Annotated in this window: 17 protein-coding genes; 1 reads left to right on the top strand and 16 read right to left on the bottom strand. The window is 58.5% G+C overall.

The features are described from left to right. Window positions 1-2 precede the first annotated feature (2 nt). From ABC395_RS04075 to ABC395_RS04060, 4 genes are read right to left on the bottom strand one after another with little or no spacing between them, the layout of a single operon-like run. Window positions 3-1,307, bottom strand: coding sequence for a class-II aminoacyl-tRNA synthetase family protein (locus ABC395_RS04075; RefSeq protein WP_413000915.1), 1,305 nt, complete (start codon window positions 1,305-1,307; stop codon window positions 3-5). Between the two features lie 8 nt (window positions 1,308-1,315). Continuing rightward, window positions 1,316-2,152: a phytanoyl-CoA dioxygenase family protein gene (locus ABC395_RS04070; RefSeq protein ID WP_413000914.1), complete on the bottom strand. Its 837-nt coding sequence runs from the start codon at window positions 2,150-2,152 to the stop codon at window positions 1,316-1,318. A 3-nt stretch (window positions 2,153-2,155) separates the two neighbouring features. Next, the gene (locus ABC395_RS04065; protein WP_413000912.1) at window positions 2,156-2,947 is read right to left on the bottom strand and encodes a phytanoyl-CoA dioxygenase family protein; all 792 of its coding nucleotides are present in this window, start codon (window positions 2,945-2,947) and stop codon (window positions 2,156-2,158) included. A 28-nt stretch (window positions 2,948-2,975) separates the two neighbouring features. After that, on the bottom strand, window positions 2,976-4,952 hold the full coding sequence (locus ABC395_RS04060; protein WP_413000910.1) for a carbamoyltransferase C-terminal domain-containing protein: 1,977 nt from the start codon (window positions 4,950-4,952) through the stop codon (window positions 2,976-2,978). 176 nt (window positions 4,953-5,128) lie between these two features. Between ABC395_RS04060 and ABC395_RS04055 the strand changes: the two genes are divergently transcribed. Next, window positions 5,129-5,935 (top strand): phytanoyl-CoA dioxygenase family protein, encoded by an 807-nt coding sequence (locus ABC395_RS04055; protein ID WP_413000908.1) that lies wholly within the window; start codon window positions 5,129-5,131, stop codon window positions 5,933-5,935. A 302-nt stretch (window positions 5,936-6,237) separates the two neighbouring features. Here ABC395_RS04055 and ABC395_RS04050 read toward each other — a convergent pair whose 3' ends face one another. From ABC395_RS04050 to ABC395_RS03995, 12 genes are all read right to left on the bottom strand, one after another. Beyond that, the gene (locus ABC395_RS04050) at window positions 6,238-7,173 is read right to left on the bottom strand and encodes an NAD-dependent epimerase/dehydratase family protein (protein WP_413000906.1); all 936 of its coding nucleotides are present in this window, start codon (window positions 7,171-7,173) and stop codon (window positions 6,238-6,240) included. Further along, entirely contained in the window at window positions 7,170-8,273 is a 1,104-nt protein-coding gene (locus tag ABC395_RS04045) for a hypothetical protein (protein WP_413000905.1), read from the bottom strand. Before ABC395_RS04045 ends, ABC395_RS04050 begins: the two co-directional genes overlap by 4 nt. Beyond that, window positions 8,270-10,024: a carbamoyltransferase C-terminal domain-containing protein gene (locus tag ABC395_RS04040; RefSeq protein WP_413000904.1), complete on the bottom strand. Its 1,755-nt coding sequence runs from the start codon at window positions 10,022-10,024 to the stop codon at window positions 8,270-8,272. The genes ABC395_RS04045 and ABC395_RS04040 overlap by 4 nt, the downstream gene beginning before the upstream one ends. Before the next feature lie 24 nt (window positions 10,025-10,048). Next, window positions 10,049-11,986 (bottom strand): carbamoyltransferase C-terminal domain-containing protein, encoded by a 1,938-nt coding sequence (locus ABC395_RS04035; RefSeq protein WP_413000902.1) that lies wholly within the window; start codon window positions 11,984-11,986, stop codon window positions 10,049-10,051. A 1-nt stretch (window position 11,987) separates the two neighbouring features. Then, entirely contained in the window at window positions 11,988-12,674 is a 687-nt protein-coding gene (locus ABC395_RS04030) for a D-sedoheptulose-7-phosphate isomerase (RefSeq protein ID WP_413000901.1), read from the bottom strand. Continuing rightward, the gene (locus tag ABC395_RS04025; protein ID WP_413000899.1) at window positions 12,616-14,337 is read right to left on the bottom strand and encodes a carbamoyltransferase family protein; all 1,722 of its coding nucleotides are present in this window, start codon (window positions 14,335-14,337) and stop codon (window positions 12,616-12,618) included. Before ABC395_RS04025 ends, ABC395_RS04030 begins: the two co-directional genes overlap by 59 nt. Then, entirely contained in the window at window positions 14,334-14,819 is a 486-nt protein-coding gene (locus ABC395_RS04020; RefSeq protein ID WP_413000897.1) for an adenylyltransferase/cytidyltransferase family protein, read from the bottom strand. Before ABC395_RS04020 ends, ABC395_RS04025 begins: the two co-directional genes overlap by 4 nt. 15 nt (window positions 14,820-14,834) lie before the next feature. After that, the gene (locus ABC395_RS04015; RefSeq protein ID WP_413000895.1) at window positions 14,835-15,275 is read right to left on the bottom strand and encodes a hypothetical protein; all 441 of its coding nucleotides are present in this window, start codon (window positions 15,273-15,275) and stop codon (window positions 14,835-14,837) included. Further along, complete coding sequence (locus tag ABC395_RS04010; protein WP_413000894.1) at window positions 15,272-16,765, bottom strand: glycosyltransferase family 9 protein; 1,494 nt, start codon at window positions 16,763-16,765, stop codon at window positions 15,272-15,274. Before ABC395_RS04010 ends, ABC395_RS04015 begins: the two co-directional genes overlap by 4 nt. A gap of 12 nt (window positions 16,766-16,777) precedes the next feature. Continuing rightward, window positions 16,778-17,779 (bottom strand): bifunctional heptose 7-phosphate kinase/heptose 1-phosphate adenyltransferase, encoded by a 1,002-nt coding sequence (locus tag ABC395_RS04005; RefSeq protein ID WP_413000892.1) that lies wholly within the window; start codon window positions 17,777-17,779, stop codon window positions 16,778-16,780. A 110-nt stretch (window positions 17,780-17,889) separates the two neighbouring features. Continuing rightward, complete coding sequence (locus ABC395_RS04000; RefSeq protein ID WP_413000891.1) at window positions 17,890-19,659, bottom strand: ATP-binding cassette domain-containing protein; 1,770 nt, start codon at window positions 19,657-19,659, stop codon at window positions 17,890-17,892. Further along, window positions 19,656-21,425, bottom strand: a complete 1,770-nt coding sequence (locus ABC395_RS03995) for an ABC transporter ATP-binding protein (protein WP_413000889.1) — start codon at window positions 21,423-21,425, stop codon at window positions 19,656-19,658. The genes ABC395_RS04000 and ABC395_RS03995 overlap by 4 nt, the downstream gene beginning before the upstream one ends. Between the last annotated feature and the right edge of the window lie 30 nt (window positions 21,426-21,455).

Below are 21,455 nucleotides of genomic sequence, written 5' to 3'. Positions count from 1 at the left end.
CCCTACAGATGCTCCCTGATAAGCTGCGGCCAGCTTCCGGCTTCGTAACCGTGCGTTTCGGCCAAGGCCCGGGCCCAGCGGTCCACTCCGTAGGCCGTACAGCCCGAATGAAGGGGAGCGCCTTTGCCGGTTTGGCCGGTCTCGCCGTCCTCACCCGCTTCACCGGAGTCCCGGTATTCTTCCGCTTCTCCGGTTATCCCGAACGCTTTGCACAGCACGTCGCCGCATACATTGAAAGACGTTACCGCATAATCGCTCGCGCTCTCTCCGCCCGGTGCAAATCTCAGCTCGAATTTCGACTCCGCAGCGAGCTGGAACAGCCGGCGGTCCGTGTCCTCCGGCAGGAAGAAAGGGTCCGAAGCCGTCTCCACGTAACCCTCCAGCCCCAGCTGCCCGAAGAGGCGCCACGTGTCGTCCAGCAGCTTCATCCGCATATCCCTTACCTCCTGCGCTCCGCCGATGTACACGATCTCGAACATCCCGAACTCACGCAGCCGGGAATCGTCTATCCGGCTGGCGTGCTCGTGCCTGAAGCACAGTCCGTAAGCGGAGTAGAGCGTGAGCTTCGGCCCGGACGAAACCGCCCCTTCCGTTTCCGTTTCCGCTTTCGTATCAGTTCCCGCCGCCAGCCGACCGCTTCCGCTCCCCGCAGAAGGGCCGCTTCTTTTCCCGCTCCGTTCCTCGTACACGTGGTAGCAGACGCAGGGCTGCAGATACATGCCGCTCGGCTGCAAAAGATTATGCAGCGGCACGTCCGCCCGGAGGCGGGAACGGACCTCCTGCATCGTGTCGAACTGATGCCGGAACTCCCCTACGGCATAAACATTCTGCGGGAAATTCCGGATATATCCGCTCTTCCGCAGCACGGATTCCGGCATCATCGCCGGATAGCTGCGGAGAGCCGCCCCGTGCGCCCGGGCCCGGCTCCGCAGAAGCTTCACAAGCGCCTGCTCCAGCAGAACGAGAGCCTCCTTGGCTTTTTCGCTATCCCGCTCCCGGAAGGATGACGCCCCGGCCCCCGCTTTCGCGCGGCCGGCCGCTCCTCCCTCCCTGCGGTTATCTCTCAGCTTCCGGTAGGGAAGCTTCCGGCGGCCGGACAGGGACGCGCACAAGTCGTCCAGCCGGCCGGCCATCTCTTCCCCGTCCATTCCGTCATACTCGACCGTCAAACCCCGTTCATCCCGGCTGACGTTCGTAATGCGATCGGAGAGATAATAAATTTTTTCCATGAGCTGAATCAGATCTCCGGCCGGTTCCGCCTTTTCGAGCGGTATCCGAATGAGCATCCCGTCACCCGCTTTCTCCACGCCTCTTTCTACCTCCATCCGGCAAAATAATCGGCTTCCTGAATGGAAAACACCGATTCCTGGCCTTCGGTAATTTTCGTGTCCGTATTCAGTCTCCTGCGCACTCTGGCGCCCGTTTTATCCATCAGATTGTTAAAATTAAGCGCAAGCTTCTCCACGCTCACCCCGGTAAAATGAATGAGCAGCGACCTGCGGAAACGGTGACCGGACAAGTTGTCGGAAGAGCCGTGGACAATGTTCCCGTTGAAAAAAATAACATCTCCCGGATTCGTGGCAACCTTCACGGTCTCCGCCGTTTCGTAATCTTTCAGCCACTGGCCTTCGTCGGAAAAATACCGGCGGACGTCGGATGTATCGCCTTCGGGCACCTGCAGGTCCAGCGAGTGGGTACCCGGCACGAAAGTCATGCCCCCGTTGCCTTCGTCGGAACTGTCCAGCGATATCCAAGCGGCATAAGTCGTTCCCGGCGATACGCCGAACGCGTAATTATCCTGGTGCAGGGGAAGACCTCTCGTGGAAGGGGATTTGAAATAGTAGCTGGTTGAAATGATAAGCGCTTCTTCCCCGATAAGCTGCTCCAGATAGGCGAACAACTGCGGTTTGAGAGCTAACCGCTTAATGATTTCATTTTTCCGGTGATAATCCCGGAGGCGGGGATACAAACTTTCGAGCGGACGGCTGCCGTTCTGGATAATCTGTCCGGAAGCCGTAAGCTGTACCCAATGCCCGTCAAACTGACGGATTAACTCGCTGACTTCCTCCGGTGTATACACGTTGTCCAGAACGAGATAACCTTCGCTTGCAAACGTTTTAAGCTTGTCGTCTTGAAGCTTCCTGTCACTCACAGGTCACTCCCCCTTTCTGCCCAAGTTAGCGCCCGCGTTCATCCGCTTGCGTACCCGGCGGCCTTCTTTGTCCATCAAATAATTGAAATTAAGCGTCGTCTTCTCGGCACCCGTCCCGGCGAAATGGCTGATAATCGAATGACGGAAAAGAACCTCGCTCGCGTTATCGGCCGAATCGTGAATCAGATTGCCGTGATAAATCACGACATCCCCCGGCTCTGTCCGGAGCTCGATAATTTCATGCCCTTCGGGAACGGCCAAAGTCTGAACGTAGCCGCCGAAGGTATCCTCGGCCGTTGTGTACACTTTCTCCGGAACTCCGAGGTCCAGCGTATGAGTCTTCCGCACAATCCGCATGCCGCCGTTGGACACATCCGCCGGATCAAGGCCCGTCCATATCGCGTAACAGGTACCCGGAAGAACGCCGATTCCATAGTTATCCTGGTGATACGGCATGCCCGCCGAACCCGGAGGCTTGAAATAATAGTTTGTCGATACCAGAAGGGCTTCTTCCCCCGTCAATTGTTCCAAGGCGGCTATCGCCTCTTCTTTAAAAACAAATTCGCGCACAAGAGCATGCTCTTTGTGCAGATCCTTCATGCGCGGAAACAGGCTCGTTAACGGCTTCTCCGGATCTTGTACGATTTTCTTGTCCTGGATCGAATCCAGCCAGGCCCTGTGGTATTCCTCCTTCAACCCTTCCACTTCTTCCGGGGAATACACGCCTTTAAGCACCAAATAACCTTCCTCGGCAAAAAATTGTTTCTGCTGCACGCTTAATGAGTACGCCGTCATAAACTGCCTCCTTCGAATGGATAAAATGCTAGGCTTCCGGGCCGCGATCGCTTCTTTCTTCCCGCCTCGCCCGGTGCAGTTGAACTTCCCGGATGAGCCGGCGGGCCTGCTGCGGATCGGTGATGTCATACCGGGAAATTCCGCCTCTTTCGATCCGTTCCATATAAAATTTGAGGATTTCCCCGGGAATCCGGTGAGGATTGTACCGCAGCATTGCAGCCTCTTCCTCATCGGGATTCATCGGGCTGAAATCGATTTGCCGCGGAAAAGCGGCGGTTCCCGCCCGGGCCCGATAGCTGTCATGGTTGACCAGCCCAACGCGTCTGCCGTTGATATACGCCACTTCGATGCCCTTCACCAGAGCGAAATGCAGCGCCTCCCCGATATCCTGGATGATCGGCTCTCCTTTGCCGTTCAGGGACGTGTTGCCCAGGACGGGAACGCCGGTCGCTTCCTTGAAAGCCCGGAGCAGCTTGTACAGATTCCGGGTAGGGGGCGCGTCTTCCACCGTCTGTACCCTTGCCGTGCCGTCGAGATGAATGACCGCCGGAATCAGCTCACGCTTTTCCGCTTTTACTCGGAAAGTGTGAAGCATGTAGGGGGACGGGCCGCCATCCTCGAACCACTCCCCCGCTTCCCCGGCAAGAATAACGGGCGCGACCGGGCGCCACCATTCCCGCTGCTTGACGGCATTCAGCGCATCCTTCGCTGCCGGCGTCCTCGGGTCTCCGAGAAGCGAACGGGCGCCGAGCGCCCGGGGGCCTATCTCCGCCGGTCCGTCGAACCAGATGACCGGCGCACGGCACAGGTCCTGCACCGCACGGCTTTCTTCCAGCGGGGTCACTTCGCCGATGCAGCCGGCGAAGGTGTCGGATCGCAGGACTTCCTCCAGCGGGGCTCCTTCTGCGCCGTAGTAAGCATGACCGAGCTCGAAGCGGATACGCGCCGGAGACATTTTGCGGTAAAACGCATAGAGGCCCATTCCGAGCGACAGGCCCGAATCGTTCACGCAGGGCGGCGCGACCAACCCTTTAAAGCCGTACTTGCGCATGAGGTGGCTGTTCGTCGGGCAATTGAGCGCGTACCCGCCGGCCAGAGCGAGATAGGTCTCTTCGGGATTGACGCCGGATGAGCCGAGAATCGTCTCCACATTCCGCTCCATCATGGCGATCGATATCGCCTGCACCTGCTTCATCACGGCGGAAATTTGGTTCTCCCTTTCCGTGAAGCGGGGGTCGTAGCCCGTAAAAGCCGAAGCTTCCTGCGTCCCCCTCTCGCAAAGCTTGTCCGCAGCTTCGATGAGAGGCCGTAAATAATCGTGCTCCCAGATGTTGAAATTCCGATCAAAGGCCGGCGGAAGCTCAAGAGGGACCGGATTCACGGCGCTTTCGGTAGCATAAGCCAGCGCCATCAGCGTGCCTTCCCTCAGGTTGTAATACGTGCTGGACCAATCCCAGAGCGGGCCGGGAGACTGGACCGGGAACAGCTCCAGCGCTCCCCTGCGCACCAGACAGCCGGCAAAAAACGGTTTGCTCCCCGCCTCCCTGTCCACCACGTCATCCGGAATGCCGTCGACGGCCAGCCCGAGTATGTTCCCTTCGTAGAACAGCCCGCTGTCCGCCATTACGGCCGAGAACAGATGGGAGATGCTGTGATAGGACAAGTCCGGGTAATCGTCCAGGGAATGGTAGTCCGGACACGTAGCCAGACCGGGCGTTCCCCATACTTCCGTCATGTCTTCCAAGGACAGGCCGAGCGCGCCGAGCAATTCGTTGACGACGCCTTCGGCATGCTCACGGCTGTAGAAAGACTGCCTGTGCTGCTTACGCCCCGTAAATCTCTCCAGCTCCCAATAGCGGATCAGCCGGATATCGCGGCCCTCCTTGCGGAACAAGGCCATATTGGGGTCGTGCCGGATACAGGTCCCCGTCAAATAATCGAGGGGGCCGATATGAAAATAGGTGGAAAGATAGTAACCGTCCTGCATGCTTTCACCTCGCCACATGAACTTAGTTCCATTCTAACAACGCCGTGGAACGGACAATCTGAACTTCTTGCTCGATAATCGGACAATCTTTCCCGTTTCGTTTTTACGGCGTCAACCGGACAAGAAAACCTGAGGCCCGGAACGGACCGGATTTTATAATAGAAAAAAATAAACGCGCCCAAGGAGGTATTCAGTTGGAATCCGAATCCGCAAGCAAGGTTCTGCCGGATTTATCGTCCGGCTATACGCTGACCCCGGAGCAGATCCGTTATTTCAGAGACAACGGACATATCTATTTGAAGCAGGTTCTCACCCCCGGGGAAATATCGGCTTATCGTCCCCGCATTCTGGAAGCCATACGCGATTACATGACCAATACGATCCCCTCATCCGGTCCCGACGATTCCGGCACAGTCAATTTACGTCTCCGCCATCCGGACGTCGGGCGATTCACCGCTTCCCGCAGGCTTGCCAAGATCGCCGCCGACCTGATGGGCGTGGATGGCGTCCGGATTTACCGGGACTCCGCCTTCTTCAAACAGCCCGGTGCGGCCGCAACGCCCATGCACCAGGATAACAACTACATGCTGCTCGACACGGACCGGTCCGTTACAGCCTGGATTCCTCTCCGGAAGGTTACCGCTTCCATGGGTTCGCTTCATTTTATTTCGCGGTCCCATACGCTCGATAACCGGGGAAAAAGCGCCAAGCAGAATTTGAAATCGGCGTACAGGCTCGGATTGGAGGAGATGACTTACGGTGAAATCGAGCTGGGAGACGTGACCTTTCACGCGGGCTGGACGCTCCATAATGCCCCGCCCAACGAAACGCAGCATACCCGTGAAGCCATGACGATGATGTATTACGAAGACGGGGCTTCTATCGTCAACCCTTTCGAGACCGATCCTGCCGGGCACCTTAACCAATACTTCGGGGGACAAAAGACGGGCGAGAAGGCGGACACCCCTTTCAACCCTCTCGTGTATAAAAAGGACAACTGAGAAGCGACCTCACAGTCGTACTGTGGTTATTCTCAGCGGACGCATTGACCAGATCATGCACCTAAAAGAAGCTTCCCGGCCCGCTGCGCGATGCGGGCTTGGAAGCTTCTTTGTTTCGGCTGTTTATGCCCGATTGTTTGTGGCGGCTGTTTGTGGCGTTTTTTTGTTCGGGTTTATTAGTTCTGGCATCGGTGGTTCGGTTTCGATGTTCGGGTTTCGGTGTAAGAGGTTCGATGTTTCGAGACCTCCCCATCGGGATTGCCTCACCGTAAAAAGTCCCGCGACGGAGGAGAACCGCCGTTTCAGACGATTCCCCGGACTAGTTTTCCGTACAGCTCTTCAATCCCTTCTTCCAGGGAAGAGGATGCTTTCCAGCCCAGTATCCCGCTGATTTTATCCCCATTGATCCGGTAGGACCTCGAATCGGCAGGTCCCTCCCGTCTGATCTCGACGGAAATAGGCAGAACGGCGGCAACAAGCTCGGCCAGATCCCGTATCCGGATATTCTGTTCCGAAGAGCCGATGTTGAATGTCTGGCCGGATACCTTTTCCGCCGGGGCTTCCAGCAGACGGCAGACGGCCTCAACGGCATCCCTCACATGGACGAACGGCCTCCACTGACCGCCCCCGCCCCAGAGAGTGATCGTTCCGGTCTGCCATGCCGCCTTGACCATCGCGTTAACGGCGAGATCGAATCTCATTGCCGGGGAGTACCCGTAAAGGATAGCGGGACGCGCCACGCTGACGGCAAACTCTTCCCCGCCGAGAAGAAGAATATCCCGCTCCGATTGGCAGGCCGCTCTGGCGTAAGTGGTAAGCGGATTCGGAACCGCCTGCTCATCGGCTCCGGCCGGATCGTCCCGGAATCCGTACACGCCGCAGGTGGACATGAAAATGTACCGCCCCGCTCCCGCTTCCCTGGACTTCTTCGCGGTGCGGTAGCGCGCAAACTGGTTGATGTCCAGCGTTTCATGCGGCGTCATTTCCCCCCGGATGTCATGGGAGACGGCGGCCAAATCGACTACCGCGTCTACGCCTTCAAGTCCTTCGCCGCTCCATGTTCTCGTGTCCGCATAAATCCGGGTTACGCCGGAATGAATAAAATGCCTTTCCTGACCCCGGGCATACTTGTCCAGAGCCTGCACTTCATAGCCCCGCTTGGCCAGCTCGGGTACTAGGCTGGACCCGATATACCCGCCCGCTCCGGTGACAAGGACCTTGCGCACGGCTTTTCTCATCGGCAGCTCCCGCAGATGCGTTCGGCCGCTTTTAGGCTCATTCCCTGGCCGGTCAGCTTTTGTACGGCTTCTTCCCTCACTTGTTGGGGAGATAGGCCCAGCCGCTTGATATCACGTTCCAGCATCCGGCGATAAACGGAGTAAGATTTAGGCAGGCGCCGCTCGAATTGACTGACTATCGTATGGTCGAGCAGCAGAACTCTTTCATAGATTTCATTGTATCTGGCCCGCTCTTCGCCGTTGACTACTTCATAGCCCGGATCCGCAAAAGAACGGTAATAAGAAACGGAACCGATATGCACGATTTCGTCCGTCAAAGCCGTTTCGTCTTCATCCAGGCTCCTCACGCGATGAATGGGATGTCCCAAAGAATGTGCGAGAAGCTGGTAAAGGACCAGGGTATCCAGATGACGGCTGACAAATCCGTCTTTCTTAATCGTCTGGGCCGGAAATACCGGCATCCCGTCGCCGCTTTTCGGAAGGATACCGGCCAGCGTACGTTTATGCGCTTCTTCAAGCACCTCGAACGTATCGTATCTTTTAAAAGAAGACGAGACCGGAGCCGCATCAAGAAGAAACGGACGAGGCGACCACGGCAGACTCCCCTCGTCCAGTTCGCGGATGACATCCCGGTTTATGAACAGAAAGAACGTCCGAAGAACGCGAAAATCAAAACGCGCCTGAGGAACCGTTCTTTTCCCGTACTCATACGACCACACGCAGTTCATGGAAGCCGAGCGCGGTACGCGGGCCATTTCACCGAAAAGCTCGTCGTTCAAAACGAAACAGTCGATATCCAGCCACCCGAAGTCTTCCCTGTTTACGGCCGTCAGGTAATGCCAGACAATCCCTTCGTCCACTTTCTCCTCGAAATGAAAAAAAGGGCGGCGGAGCTCCTGCCGGACCCAATTCCGCTCTTCTTCGGTCAACCCCGACCCGATTAAAACGACCAGAACCCGGGCCGGAACGAATTCGAGCGACTTGGCCGCCCAGTGGAGAAGCCCCGTCGTGAAGAACAAATAATAGACGCCTTTCTTAACGGGAATACTTTCGTAAAAGCGACGGAACTCTTGCAGCAGCTTATCGTCCAAATGCTTCACGTCTTTACCTCCTTTTCCGTTTTTCGCTTGTACAGCTTGTTTCCCATCAGGAGGATGTCCAGCTCCGCTTGCAGGAAGCAGCGGACAGCCTCCGCCGGAGTTTCCACCATCGGCTCCCCATCGAGATTGAACGAGGTGTTAAGGAGCAGGGAGCAGCCGGTCAGGTGCTTGTAGCTTTCGAGAAGTGCGGCCATTTCCGCATTTGATTCGGAAGTGACGGCATGCATCTGTACCGCCCTCGCCGTCAGGCTTGGCAGGTTAGCCTTGTCGGCAGGGGTTTCCAGGTTTGCCGGGTTTGCCGGGTTTGCCGGGCTTTCCAGACTTGCCGAGCCCATCGGGTTTGGCGCACTTGCCAGAATTGACGAGCCCGCGCGGTCATTCTCCGGCCGGCAAAGCATCCCGGACACTGACGTTGCGGCCGCATGTGCATGTAACCTGCCTTCTCCCTGCAGCGGGTTCACCTCGCTCGCATCCTTCTCCAGCAAAATGTAACCGAAGGGACGGAAAGCTTCCCGCTTTTTGGCCGTGTTCAGCCGCATGATGCTCCCGGAAAAACGGGGAGCCGCAAGGATGCTCCTGTTTCCCAGCGCCTTCGGCCCGAACTCCGCGCCTCCCCGGAAAACGGCGACGAGGCTTCCTTCGGAAAGCAGTCTGGCCGCCTGTGCGTTGACATTCTCCGCCTTCACTTCCTCCAGGAAATCTCCGGCCTTGCGAACGGCCTCTTCCATGGCTTCCGCCGGATACGGCTTCCCCAAATAGGATGAGGCCGGGGGAGACGCTTGTCTCCGGTGCCCGCCCAGCACATAATGCCCGTACAGCGCGCTGCCCGCAGCCGCTCCTGCATCGCCCGCGGCCGGCGGCACATACAGCCGCTTGAAGGGGGTCTCCCGCAGCAGCCTGTTTACGGCCGCATGATTCAGAAACACGCTGCCCGCCAGGCACAGGTTGTCCGAGCCCGTCCGCTTATGCAAATACCGGCAGGCGTGGATGAGTATCCGCTCCAGATGAACCTGCACGGCATAAGCCGCATCGGCCTTCGCCCGGAACAGCGCGCTGCCGGTTTCCGCACGGCCGAGCTCCGTACGGATCAGATTCCGAAGCTCGCTCATCTGCCCGAGAGTCTGGCTGAAACCGCCCTCGTCGTCCAGCGAGTAGAAGGCTTGGAACGCGTCCACCAGGCGGGCGGTGCCATAAGCGGACACGGCCAGCGTCTTCTCGTCGAACATCGGCCCGAAACCGATCTCCTCCGTCACCGCCAAGTAAAACAAACCTGCGGAGTTGGATACGTCGCGGAAGTCGTCGCTCTCCCGGCCCGTCATCTTTTGGATCTCCCGGATTTCCGTGCCTTCGGCCGCATAGTAAGTAACGGTCTCCACGATCTTGTTCCCCCGGTCCAGATAACTGCCCCGGCCATCGGCCACAAGTATCGCCGCCTCGGAGTATGGCGACGGATAAAACGCGCTCGCCGCATGAGCGAGATGATGGTTCATCAGCTTGATTCCCGGCACATACCGGGCATAATACCGGCTTTCGATATTGTCCGCGCCGATGATAAGATCCACTTCTTTTTCGGTCACGCCCGCATAATCCAGACAGTACCGGGCCGCTTTGCAGCGGAAGGTCGAGGCATCGACGAAGGCCTGCTTGGAGCGGGACAGCCTCTCTTCCTCAATCGCGCATACGAATTTCCCGTTATGCAGCAGACATGCGGAAAAATCATGGATGGAGCCTCCCAATCCCAGTATGAGCATCGCTATTCACGCCTTTACGCCAGTTTAGATCGTACGGAATAATTTCTTGTGCCGCTGCACAAGCCGGACCTCCCTGCACAGCCGCTCGGCATCTTCCCTGCTGCGGATGTCGTAAAAACCCGCCGGCTCCTGCTCGTTGGGATCCCGGTAATGATAAAGCACGTCCCGGGGAATGTCCCACGGGTTCAGCTCCCTCCACGCCGCCTCCTCTTCCCGGTCGCTCAGAGCGTTCATTCTGATCCGGCGGGGATACGGGCCTTCATGAGCCTGGGCATAATCACCATGATTCCGCAGCACGATGCGCATCCCGTTGATATAGGCCACCGGTATGCCCTTGCGGAGGGCGAAATTGAGCGCCTCGTGAATCGTGTTGACGATCGGCTCTCCCCGGTCGTTCAGCGACGTGTTGCAAATGACGGGAACGCCGGTCTGCTTCCGGAACTCGTCGATGACCCCGTACAGCCGGGGATTCTCCAGACGCCCGATGCTCTGCACACGGGCGCTGCCGTCCAGATGCAGCACGCCCGGAATCCGGGAAGCCTTGTCCGGCCTCGCCTTGAACGTATGCAGCATGAACCTCGACGGATAGTCCGTTTCGAACCATTCCGCCGTCTCTTCCTCCAGAATGATCGGCGCTACCGGTCTCCACCACTCCCGCTGCTTGACCTCGTTCACCCTCCGCTTGGACTCTTCCGTCCGCGGATCGCCCAGGAGAGAGCGGTGGCCAAGCGCCCGTGGCCCGATCTCCGACTCGCCGTCGAACCACAGAACGAGGCCCTGCCGAATATCCCGCGCCGCCTGTTCGCCGGTCATCGGTTCGGCACGCTCGATAAACGGGGCATAGGCTTCGCTCCTCAGAATATCCGGGAGGGAAAAGTCGGGCTCCCCGAAATAAGCGTGAGCGAGTTTAAAATCGAACGCTTCTCCCCGGAGCTTTTTGTGGAACGCATAAAGTCCCATCCCGAGCGAAAGCCCGGAATCTCCGACGCAGGGAGGCGCGATAAATCCGGCAAACCCGTATTTATTCATCAGATGCCTGTTCGTTGGACAGTTCAGCGCAAAACCGCCCGCCATCGCCAGATAAGTTTCCGACGGATCGATGGAGTACGTCTGGAGGCTGCGGTCGATATTGGCGTCCATAACTTCCATCGAGACTTGCTGGACGATTTTCATAATCATGCTGATCTTATTCTCTCGCAGGGAGAAACGGGGATCGAATCCGTTGAACAGCCGCCCGGCGTCCTCGTCGGTCAACCGCTCGACCCGATTGACGAGGTCGCGGATGCAGTCCGACTCCCACATGTCGTGCCGCCCGTCCAGCACGGGAAAGCCGGCCGTCCTCTCCCCGTAGATTTCGCTCGTGCTTGCCGAAGCGAGCGCCATGAGCGTGCCCTCGCGCATCCGGAAATAAAACTTGGCCCAGCCCCAGAGCATACCCGGCGACTCCGCCGGAAACAGGTTAACCCGGCCTTCGTTCACATAGCCGCCGGTAAAGTAATATTTTTCCGTCCGCTCCCTCGTGTCCACAACCCCATCCGGACCGCCGTCGACGGCAAAACCGAGAACGCGCTTGTTATAAAACAAATCCGAATCCGCCATAACCGCAGAAAACAGATGGGAAATACTGTGATAAGAAAGTTGCCGGTATTCCCGGATACTGTGATAATCGTCCGTCGTCTGCAGGCCGGGGGTCCCCCATATTTCCACCATGTCCCCGAGGGACAAGCCGAGCGGCCGCAGAAGTTCGTCGAGTACGTGCCGTGCCTGCTCCGCACTATAGAAGGAAACGTAATGCTCCTTAATTCCCGTCACCCGCTCCAGCTCCCACAGCCGGATGAGCCTCACCGTCCTGCCGCTCTTCTGAAACAAAGCCGCGTTCTGATCGTGACGGATAATGGTGCCCAGCAAATGATCCAGGGGATCGATATGCAAATAAGCGGATAAATAATAGCCGTCCCGCATGCTATCCCTCCGTTTCCGATTCCGGTCCGAAAAATTCCTCTTCCAGCATGAGGCAGAGGGTATGATACATCTTCACGTGATCCTCCTGGACTTCATCCGTCGCATAAGACGGGGAGGCAAGCACCACATCGCTCCAGACGCGTATCCGGCCCTCGCCCGCTCCCGTCAGCGCAACGGTCGCGAGTCCCAGCGTCCGGGCGACTTCCATGGCCCGCGCTACGTTGGCCGCTCCTCCGGAAGTGCTGATGCCCAGGAGCACATCGCCCGGCTTCCCGTAGCCCAGAACCTGCTGGGCGAAGACGGCATCCGCCGCCAAATCGTTCAGGACGGCTGTCATGAGAGCCGTCTGGCTGACAAGCGAGATGGCGGGCAGCCCGAGCTGAAGCCGGTCCAGGCAGGCCGGCACCGGCCCGCCCGGGAAGCCCGCCGTATCCGGCAGCCTTCCTTTCAGCCGCCTCAGGGCCCCGGCTTCCGGCTGGCGCTCCAGCCGGAAGCCCTTCATCAGCTCGCCGACAATGTGCTCGGCATCCGAGGCGCTGCCCCCGTTGCCGCATACGAGCAGCTTGCCTCCCCGCCGGAAACTGCCTTCCATTACGGCAAATGCCTGCTCCAGCGCGGGCCGGCTGCCTTCAAGACGGCCATGCTTCCGAACCAGCGCGTCCAGATGGCGTTTGACTGCTTGTTTCACGGACGGCACCTCCTTCCTCACGCTTTTTGTAGATCGTCCCGTTCAGGACCAGATAATCCAGATCAATCCGCAGGAAGCAGGAGACGGCGTCGTGCGGCGTCTCGACGATCGGCTCTCCGTTATCGTTGAACGAAGTGTTTAACAGAACGGGAGTGCCCGTCACGTTCTCAAAATGAACGAGAAGCTCATGGAAGCGGGGATTCAGCCTGCGTGAAACGGTTTGAACCCGGCCTGTCCGGTCTTCATGGCATACCGCCGCCGTTTCCTCGCCTTTACCCGGCAGGAAGGGCGGAACCAGCAGCATATAATAGGAAGGACAGCCGAGGTCAAAAAAGTCGGCCTGTCTCTCTTCCAGAACGGCCGGTGCGAACGGGCGGAAATGCTCCCGGTGCTTGATGCGGGCATTGATCGTATCCTTCATGGCCGCCTGCCGGGGATCGGCCAAAATGCTGCGGTTGCCGAGCGCTCTCGGACCGATTTCCGAGCGGCCCTGAAACCAGCCGACAATACTTCCTTCCGCAAGGAGCTCGGCGGTCTTCACGAAAACGTCGGCGGCTTCCACCCGCTCGATGCGGTCCGCGAACGCCTCCGCCGCTTCCACGCACTCGTCCGGTTCGTAGTTTTTGCCCTGATAAGGCGAGAAAGGGATGTTTACTGCCGTGCGCGGCCGGACGCCGAGTACATGGAAGCCGTACAGCGCGCTCCCGACAGCGGTACCCGCATCCCCTGCCGCCGGCTGGACGAAAATACGCTGAAACGGCGTCTGCCGCAATATTTCGTAGTTGGCCACACTGTTGAGAAACACCCCACCGGCCAGACACAGATTCCGGCTGCCCGTCGCGTTGTACAGATACCGGCAGGCTTTCACCAGGATATGTTCCATATGATGCTGGACCGCATAAGCCAAATCCGCCTTGGCCTGAAACTTCTCCGGGCCTTCCGCGGCTTCCAGAGTCCGCCGGATATAAGTCCGGAGCTCTTTTACCTGATCCAGAGTCTGGCGGAAATTACCCTCATCGTCCATGGAATAAAAACTTCCGAAAGCATCGGCATGCCGTGCCGTGCCGTAGGGCGACAGCCCCATCGTTTTGCCTTCCTGCAGCAGTCCGAAACCGATCTCCGTCGTGACCCGTTCGTAAAAACCCCCGATCGAGTTGGACATGTCCGCATCCGTCAAATCGGTTTCGGAATCGTGGGCCGCTTGGAAATCCAGCGTGTCCGTCCCCGTTACTTTCTTAATCTCGCTAAGTCCCGCGCCGTTTCCGAAATAATAGCTCACCGTCTCCCGCTCGGCCGGAGAACCCGTGAAGCTGCCTCTTCCGTCCGCTACAAGCACGGCCGCGCTTTCGTACGAAGACGGATAAAACCCGCTTGCCGCATGGGCCAGATGATGATTGATCAATTGAATGCTATCCGTATACTTCATATAGTAGACGGGGTCGATCAGATCGTTCCCTACAATGAGATCGAGCGATCCGGCATCCAGTCCCTCCGCCTGCAGACAGTAATCGGCCGCTCTGCACCGGAACACTTTTCCCCCGAGACCCAGACAATGCTTCACCCGCGCCAGCCGTTCTTCTTCGATCATGAAGCGGACTTCGCCATCGCGGACCAGACAGGCCGAATAATCGTGAATAGAGCCGCCCAAGCCCAATATGTTCATAAAAACCACCTCCCGTCCCGCAAAAAAGTGCGCAACCGGGAGGAGGAAGCTTTTTTATCCTCGCCGGCAATCTTGATTTCACAGCCGATTTCCCGGGCGGCCGCCATTTCGGGAAACGTTTTGTCCTTATAATCCCAGCCTTTGACAAAATAATCGGGACGGATGGCCCTTATCGCTTCGCAGCAGTCGTCCTCCCCGAAAATAAACACATAATCCACGACCTCAAGCGCGGCTACGATGCCTGCCCTATGGCCCTCTTCGAAAACCGGCGTACGGTTTTTGATTCTGCGAACGGAAGCGTCCGAATTGACGGCTGCGACGAGAATATCGCCCATGCCGCGGGCGATCTGTAAATAATCCAGATGCCCGATATGAAAAATATCAAAACAGCCCCCGGCCATGACGATGGTTTTAGTCTTCTCTCCGGTTTTTCCGGCCCTTGCCCGATCAAGCTCCGTTATCAATTGCGTCAAATCCGCCATCTTGTTTCTCACTGTTCATCGTACCTTTCTGCCGGATTTATGTATCCAATACGATACGAGCCGATGACAGGACAATGAGCGGGACGGAACATGAACCGGACACATCGGAGAATAGGAAAAGCCCGTAAACCGGTGGGCAAACCGGCGAAGCTCTCCGAGCAGCACGATTCCCCCGACGTCGAAAGGTGTCTCCCAGATTTCCTCCGCGCTCCGGTAACAAACCGAATCGGACAAAACGTCCTCATCGTCGGTAACGATCAGGACCGATTTATTTTCCGTGTTCCCCGCCTCCGTCTCCCGCTCGGTCAGCAGCAGAAAATCAGCGGCTCCTTCGTCGTCCGAAGCTGTCGAAACGGAATAGCCGTACGCCTCGATCGTCCGGGTCAGCTCCGCACGCAAACCTTCAAGGTCCGTCCCGCTCCTCGTCCGGTCCCACATATACACGATTCTGCTCATCGTCCGGTCACCCACTCTATCCCCCGTCCTTCCAGGGTATCCTCCGCCGTATGAAGCTCCTTGCCCAGTTGAAGTCTCCCCTCCAAAATATCCGTGAGCCTGGCGAAAGCCAGCTCCGCCGGAATATCCGCGATGTCCGCGCTCCGGGGAACGAGGCTGTAGTTGGCTCTCAGCGTCCGGAAACTGACGTGGGACTCGTCGGGCGTGAAAGGAAACTGCAGATGGGGAAAACTTCTGCCCCACAGCGTGATATGAGGCACGCCGAGAAAGCCCGCGATGTGCCCGCAGACACTGTCGATACCGACTACCGCGTCGAATTCTCCGATTGCGGCAAACAACCGCTCCACCGGCAGCCCGCTCCAGTCGAGGCACCCTTCCGCCGGATAAGGAAGCGGCGTCAAATTGACCGGCGCGAGCCCATGTTCCCGGCACAGACCGATAAACCGCTCGGCTCTGTCCCGGGGCCAGGATCGCTTCGCGTCCCCGGTGTGGAACTGGATGCCCACAACCTTGCGGCCCGCCGCCCGCAGCTCCGCCAGCTCTTCAGCCTGCCCCGCCGGCAGAGGCGGGTAGAAGGCGGGAACCGGGTCCGGTAGCTCGTAAGGCCGGTCAAAGCCGAGCGCCGCACCGAACAGCCCGCTTATGTGCCGCAAAGGCGGCGAAGAAACGGAAACCGGCAGAAGAACGGATTTCCTGTACAGGGACGAGCGCAGGACCGCCTCGTAAACAGCCGGGCTTTCCGGACTCCGGAAAATACGGCAGCCTTGCAGAAAGACCCCGAAGAACGAAGCCAGCTTTTCTTTGGCTATGAGATGAACCTCATGCCCGAGGCAGGCTTCCCTGGCTATGAACTTCCGCAGCAGCGGAAGCAGAATAACGCCGTCCCCGTATCCGAGAAACCAGTCGGCTATTACGGCCTTCGGTTTGGGTTTGCCGGCAAATCCGCCGCTCATGTCCAGCTTCCCGGCCGGTTCGGCCGCCCGGAAGTAGAACGGGAAGCAGGCCCGGTCCTTGTAGACGTAGAGCTCCGCAGGTTCATACCGCTTGGGAATGTCCCCGGTCAGCCGGGCGTAATCCGCTTCCGCTCCGGCCTCCGCTCCATTTTTCGCGCCGGTTCCGTCTCCGTTTTCCGGCCTCGGCTCATGAAAAACGAAAGCCGTCACGATCCCGCCGTCGTCCGCCTCACCGGAAAGATTTGCGCCGGAATCGGTCCCGCTCTCCGCGCCGCCGCGCTCCCCTCGCAAAAACCGAGCCAGAGCCTCCAGTCCGCTGCAGTCACTGACGGACAGGACCGTAAATCCTCCCGCACGGAACAAGGGAAGATCCGGCATACAGAGACGGATAACCGCCAAATCGTTCGTTTTCTCCGCCAGGAGCGTTATGACGTCTTCCTCTCGTTCGGCGTCTGTCCAGACGAGAATTTTGGCGCGGGACGTCCGTAGAGCGCTCCTTCTATTTTTCACCTGCTGCAGAAAAACTTCGTCCGCCATACCTCCGCCTCCTTACGGGCATCTTCCGTCCCTTTGGTTCTTTTGTCCGATAAATGCGGTCAATTCCCGGGTACTCACTGTCGACGTGTACGGCTTGGAAACGGAGACGGCAGCGGACGCGTTGCTCAGCATAAAGCTGTCCGCCAAGGGCAGGCCATAGGCGATTCCGACCGCAAAGGTGGCCAGAAATGAATCACCGGCTCCCACCTCGCAAACCGGTTCTTTGCAATAGGCGGGAACATGACGGATTTCTCCGGCGGTAATCAGAAAGCTGCCCGCCTCCGCCGCTTTCAGGACGAGGGCGCCGATCTCCCAATCGCCCAGCTTTCCTTGGGCGTAACGCGCCGCCTCGGCCGGATTGTCATAACTGCACGAGGTCAGCTTGTTGAACTCGGCTAGGTTCGGGAACAGCACGGAAGCGTGCGCGTAGCGCCCGATGTTCTCCCCCGCCGGATCGACGAGTACCGGGACGCCTTTATCCGCCGCCAAGCGGATATAACCGGCGATCAGGGAATCCGGCAGCACGCCTTTGCCCAGATCGGACAGGACGGCGCAGCCGACGGCGGTCAAGCTGTCCGCATGCTTCAGCAGAAGCTCCGCAGCCCGAGCGGACAACGGCGTGTTGTCCTCCCTGTCCACGCGGAACTGCAGCCCGTTTCCGTCCGACAGCCGGGTTTTCAGCGTCGTTAGTCTGCCGTGCTCGGCGATCAGACCGCCGGAATCAATCCGGTCCCCCGCCAGGCTGCGCAGCCTTTCCGCTTCCGTGTCGGTGCCCAGCACGCCGTGAACAGCCGCTTTCCCGCCCAATGCGGCGATGTTCAAGGCGACGTTCAGGGCATTTCCCGGAAAGTAAAGACCGGGGCCTTTACGCAGGACGGCACAACGTTCATTGGCGGAATAGTCTCCCGTGCAGGCCGTGTATTCATCGAGCAGGATATCGCCGAGAACGATCGCGGTCCCCGGCGGCCTGTGTTTCAGGCAGTCCAGCAGCTTTTTTTTGGTGCTCGGTTCCAATCCATCACCTTCTCTTCCGTTGGAAAAACCCGTTTCTCGCAGCCGTTAGGCCGGAACCGGTCCTTCTATACGTCCAGTGTAAAAAGTACGGAGGCGCAGCACTCGGCTTTTTAAGGACGATTGTCCGGTAAAGTGCCGGTTTCATCCAATAGCGCCCTGAATTCCTCCGAAGCGAGGGTCAATTCCTTGAAGGTACCTTGGGCCTCAATCTCCCCGTCCTTCATAACGATGATATGGTCCGCCCGCCTGAGAGCCGCACTCCTGTGAGAAACGACAAGACAGGTCGTATCCAAGCGGCTGTTCAGACGCTCCCATAGTCTGCTCTCCGTCTCGGCATCCAGGGCGCTCGACATGTCGTCGACGACAAGAACCTCGCTGCGGCGGATAAACATCCGGGCGGCGGCGGTGCGCTGGATCTGACCGTTCGACAGCTTCACGCCCCGGACACCGACCGCCGTATCCGGCCCTTTTTCCAGAAGACGTACGTCTTCTTCCAGCACAGCGTCATAAATGGCCTGTTCCAATCCATCCTCAGGCAGGCCGAGCAAAATATTCTCTTTCAGCGTCTCGTTGTACAGCTTGGGAACTTGTGGCGTATAAGCGGTGCGCGGAGGAATAAAAAATTCGCCGGGATTCGCAATCCGCCGGTTATTCCAGCGGATCTCTCCGGCCGAGGCCGGCAGCAGACCCAGGATCGTTCGGAGCAGGGTCGTTTTTCCCGAGCCGATCCGGCCTACGATGACGACAAAAGAGCCGCGGGAGATTTGAAGATCGATCCGCTTGATTCCTTTGGAGGTGCCGGGATAATAATAGGTCAGAGATTTCGTCTGGAGCTGTTTGAACTGCCTGGATTCCGAAACGGCCGGCGGCGCGGCAGCCGGTGAAGTTTCCGCCAGATCCAGAGGCTTTAAGTCGATCATCCTGTCCAGGGACGATCCCTGAAGCAGCCAGGTCAGGCGTCTTAAATACCCTTTCACCTGTTTGATCTGCGTGATGCTGATTCCGCTGTACTCAATAAACTTGCTCATATGCAGCAGCAGATGAACGAAGAGGGCGTAATCTCCGACGGTAAACTCTCCCGGCCCGAGCAGGCGCGCTCCGGCCAGCAAAAGGATGCCCGATCCGATCTGGACCAGATTCGGCAGCAGCGCATACATAAGCTGGCTCATGACTCTATCGCGGGACACCTGCTTCCGCCGGTCATCCGAAAGACGGGAGAATTCTTCCACTACATTGTCCTCGGCTCCCGCCACTTTGACCGCCAGCACCGCCTGGAAAACCTCGCTCATAAAGCCCGACAGCTCCCGCCGCCCGCTGCCCTTCGGCCGGAGCCGGGTGTTCATCCGGATGATACGGATCTGCACAAGAGCAAATACGGCGACCAGCGGAAGAATGACGCCCGCCGTTACCGGGACGTTTACCGCGAATAAAACGGCAAGTGCCGCAAGGAAGGAAACCGTTTTGACCACGAGAAGGTTCACGTTCCTTATCGTATCGGTCAGTTGATCCACATCGTCCCGGAACTGGCTGACGGCCTCGCCGGGGGACCCGGGAATGGCTCTCGCTCCAGGTTGGCCGAGTATGTGACTCAGCAGATTTTGTCGGATAAGTCCTTTGACGCGGAAATTCAGGGCGGTTTCGGTGCGGGACGCATACCGGATCGATCCCAGCGTCGCGGCCGCATTGACAGCCAGCAGGGCTACGACGAACCAGGTGATATCGGCTGAGTCCGAATGACCCGTAAGCTGATCGAAAAACATTTTCATCAGAAGGCCCGCGGCAACCGGAGCAAGGTTAAAAGGAAGCCATTGCAGAATGCCTTTCCAAAACAATCCGGGATGGTAAGCGGCCATCTTCCATAAAAATTGCCTCGTGTTCATATAGTCTCCTTTCCGGATGCTTGTCTTAACAACCGGGAATAGCGGGAACCCGGGCGATCCGCCAACGCTTGGCGGCTCCCCTGCTCCGCGATCCTGCCCCCGTCCATCACAAGAATACGGTCTACCCCGCGCAGCGTGTTCAGCCGGTGCGCGATGATAATGACCGTTCTGCCTTGCAGGAGCCGGTCTGTGGCCTGCTGTACTTTTTCCTCGGTAGAAGGGTCCAGTCTGGAAGAAGCTTCATCGAGAATGACCAGGGAGGGATTCCGCAAAAAGATACGGGCAAGCGCAAGAAGCTGGGCTTCGCCTGCGGATAATCCTTCTCCCTGCGCCCGTAACACGGTATCGAGTCCCGAAGGCAGCGTACGATACCATTCTCCGAGCCCCAGCTCATCCAAGACGCGCACAATCCGTTCGTCGGGAATGTCCGGGGCGAAGAAAGTCACGTTATCCCGGACGCTTCCGCTTAAAATCCGCACCTCCTGCGTCACAAGACCGACGCGCTCCCGAAGCTGCGCCAGCCGTACCCGGCGTATGTCCGTTCCCCCGAGCAGAACGGTGCCCTCTGCGGGGTCATACAGCCGCAGGAGCAGGCGGATCACGGAGGTTTTGCCGCTGCCCGTTCTGCCGACGATGCCGAGCGACTGGCCCGCTTGCAGGCTGAAGGTCAGGTCCGAAAGGACGCTGCCGGATTCGCCGCCGTAATGAAAACTCACGCCCCGGAAGTCCACGGAAACCGGGCCCTCCCCCAGCGGCGCTTCCTCCTCCGGCGCAGGGTCCCGGATAACCGGTGCCTCGGCCAGCAGTCCGCCGATTCTTTCCAGATGGGCCTCGGCCCGCTGTAAATTTGCGATCAGATCCCTGATCCCATCCAGCGGTCCCGCAAGAAGGCCCATATAAAACAGCATCATGTACAGAGCCCCCGCTGTAATCAGGCCGCCGGTCCATAAATAAGTGCCCAGCGTCAGAACGAGTACCGTTCCCAACCCCAGAATCACAGTGGAAGCCGCCCACATCAGGGAAAAACCGAATCCGGCCCGCATATGCCTCGGGAACCACTGCCGGAGCATCTGCCGGAACTTGTGCATGGCATAAGCTTCGGCTCCGCTGGAACGCGTATCTTCGGTATGGGCCAGCTGTTCTCCGAGGTAGGCGTAGAAATCCGCTCCCGCTTCCCCCATCCGCACCCAGAACGGGAGCGTCCATTCTCTGATCCGGCCGAACGTAAGCAGAGCGGCCGCGACAAATAACGTCATAACGGCTCCCATCCAGCCGTTTTCGTAATAAAGGACAACCAGAACGCCAACGATAAGACCGATATTGCCGCACAAGGACACCGTCAGCATAGCGAAAAAACCGGACAATCCCCGCACGTCGCCGTCTATGCGCTCGATCAGCTCACCCGCCGGATGCGCCTGAAAAAATGAACCGTCCTGCCTCAAACAGTGCTCCAGCAGATCCGCCCTGAGCCGGTTCGCCGCCGTCCAGCCGATCCGTTCCCCCGCATAATCGGCGCCGATCGTGGCAAGCAGCTGGAACACAGCCAGCCCGGCAAACAAGGCGGCCAACCCGGCCGCGCCCCCGGCGGAAGACGGTCCCGTATCGATCAGTACGCGCAGCACTTGAGGATTGATCAGCTGCAGGCCGATATTGAGGGCCACCAGTGCGCAGAGGGCCAGAACGGGCCCGCGCAGCGCATTCAGATACGTTCTGAGCAGCCTGTAATAACGGAGCACGGGAACCTTGGGTAACGATAATAAGGCCACTCGGCTCTTCCCCCTTGAAAGTATTGCATT

It is taken from the genome of Paenibacillus canaveralius (genome assembly GCF_047238265.1).
Classification (GTDB): domain Bacteria; phylum Bacillota; class Bacilli; order Paenibacillales; family NBRC-103111; genus Paenibacillus_F.
Note: the sequence above shows the minus strand (reverse complement) of the source record. Positions and strands in the feature narration are given on the sequence as shown.

Coding starts and splice junctions, on each gene's coding strand:
- ABC395_RS04050 (WP_413000906.1), bottom strand. CDS start 7,173: ATGAGAAAAGCCGTGCGCAAGGTCCTTGTCACCGGAGCGGGCGGGTAT.
- ABC395_RS04020 (WP_413000897.1), bottom strand. CDS start 14,819: ATGGCGGATTTGACGCAATTGATAACGGAGCTTGATCGGGCAAGGGCC.
- ABC395_RS04025 (WP_413000899.1), bottom strand. CDS start 14,337: ATGAACATATTGGGCTTGGGCGGCTCTATTCACGATTATTCGGCCTGT.
- ABC395_RS04035 (WP_413000902.1), bottom strand. CDS start 11,986: ATGCGGGACGGCTATTATTTATCCGCTTATTTGCATATCGATCCCCTG.
- ABC395_RS04010 (WP_413000894.1), bottom strand. CDS start 16,765: ATGGCGGACGAAGTTTTTCTGCAGCAGGTGAAAAATAGAAGGAGCGCT.
- ABC395_RS04015 (WP_413000895.1), bottom strand. CDS start 15,275: ATGAGCAGAATCGTGTATATGTGGGACCGGACGAGGAGCGGGACGGAC.
- ABC395_RS04065 (WP_413000912.1), bottom strand. CDS start 2,947: ATGACGGCGTACTCATTAAGCGTGCAGCAGAAACAATTTTTTGCCGAG.
- ABC395_RS04000 (WP_413000891.1), bottom strand. CDS start 19,659: ATGAACACGAGGCAATTTTTATGGAAGATGGCCGCTTACCATCCCGGA.
- ABC395_RS04060 (WP_413000910.1), bottom strand. CDS start 4,952: ATGTGGCGAGGTGAAAGCATGCAGGACGGTTACTATCTTTCCACCTAT.
- ABC395_RS04040 (WP_413000904.1), bottom strand. CDS start 10,024: ATGCTCATACTGGGATTGGGAGGCTCCATCCATGATTTTTCCGCATGT.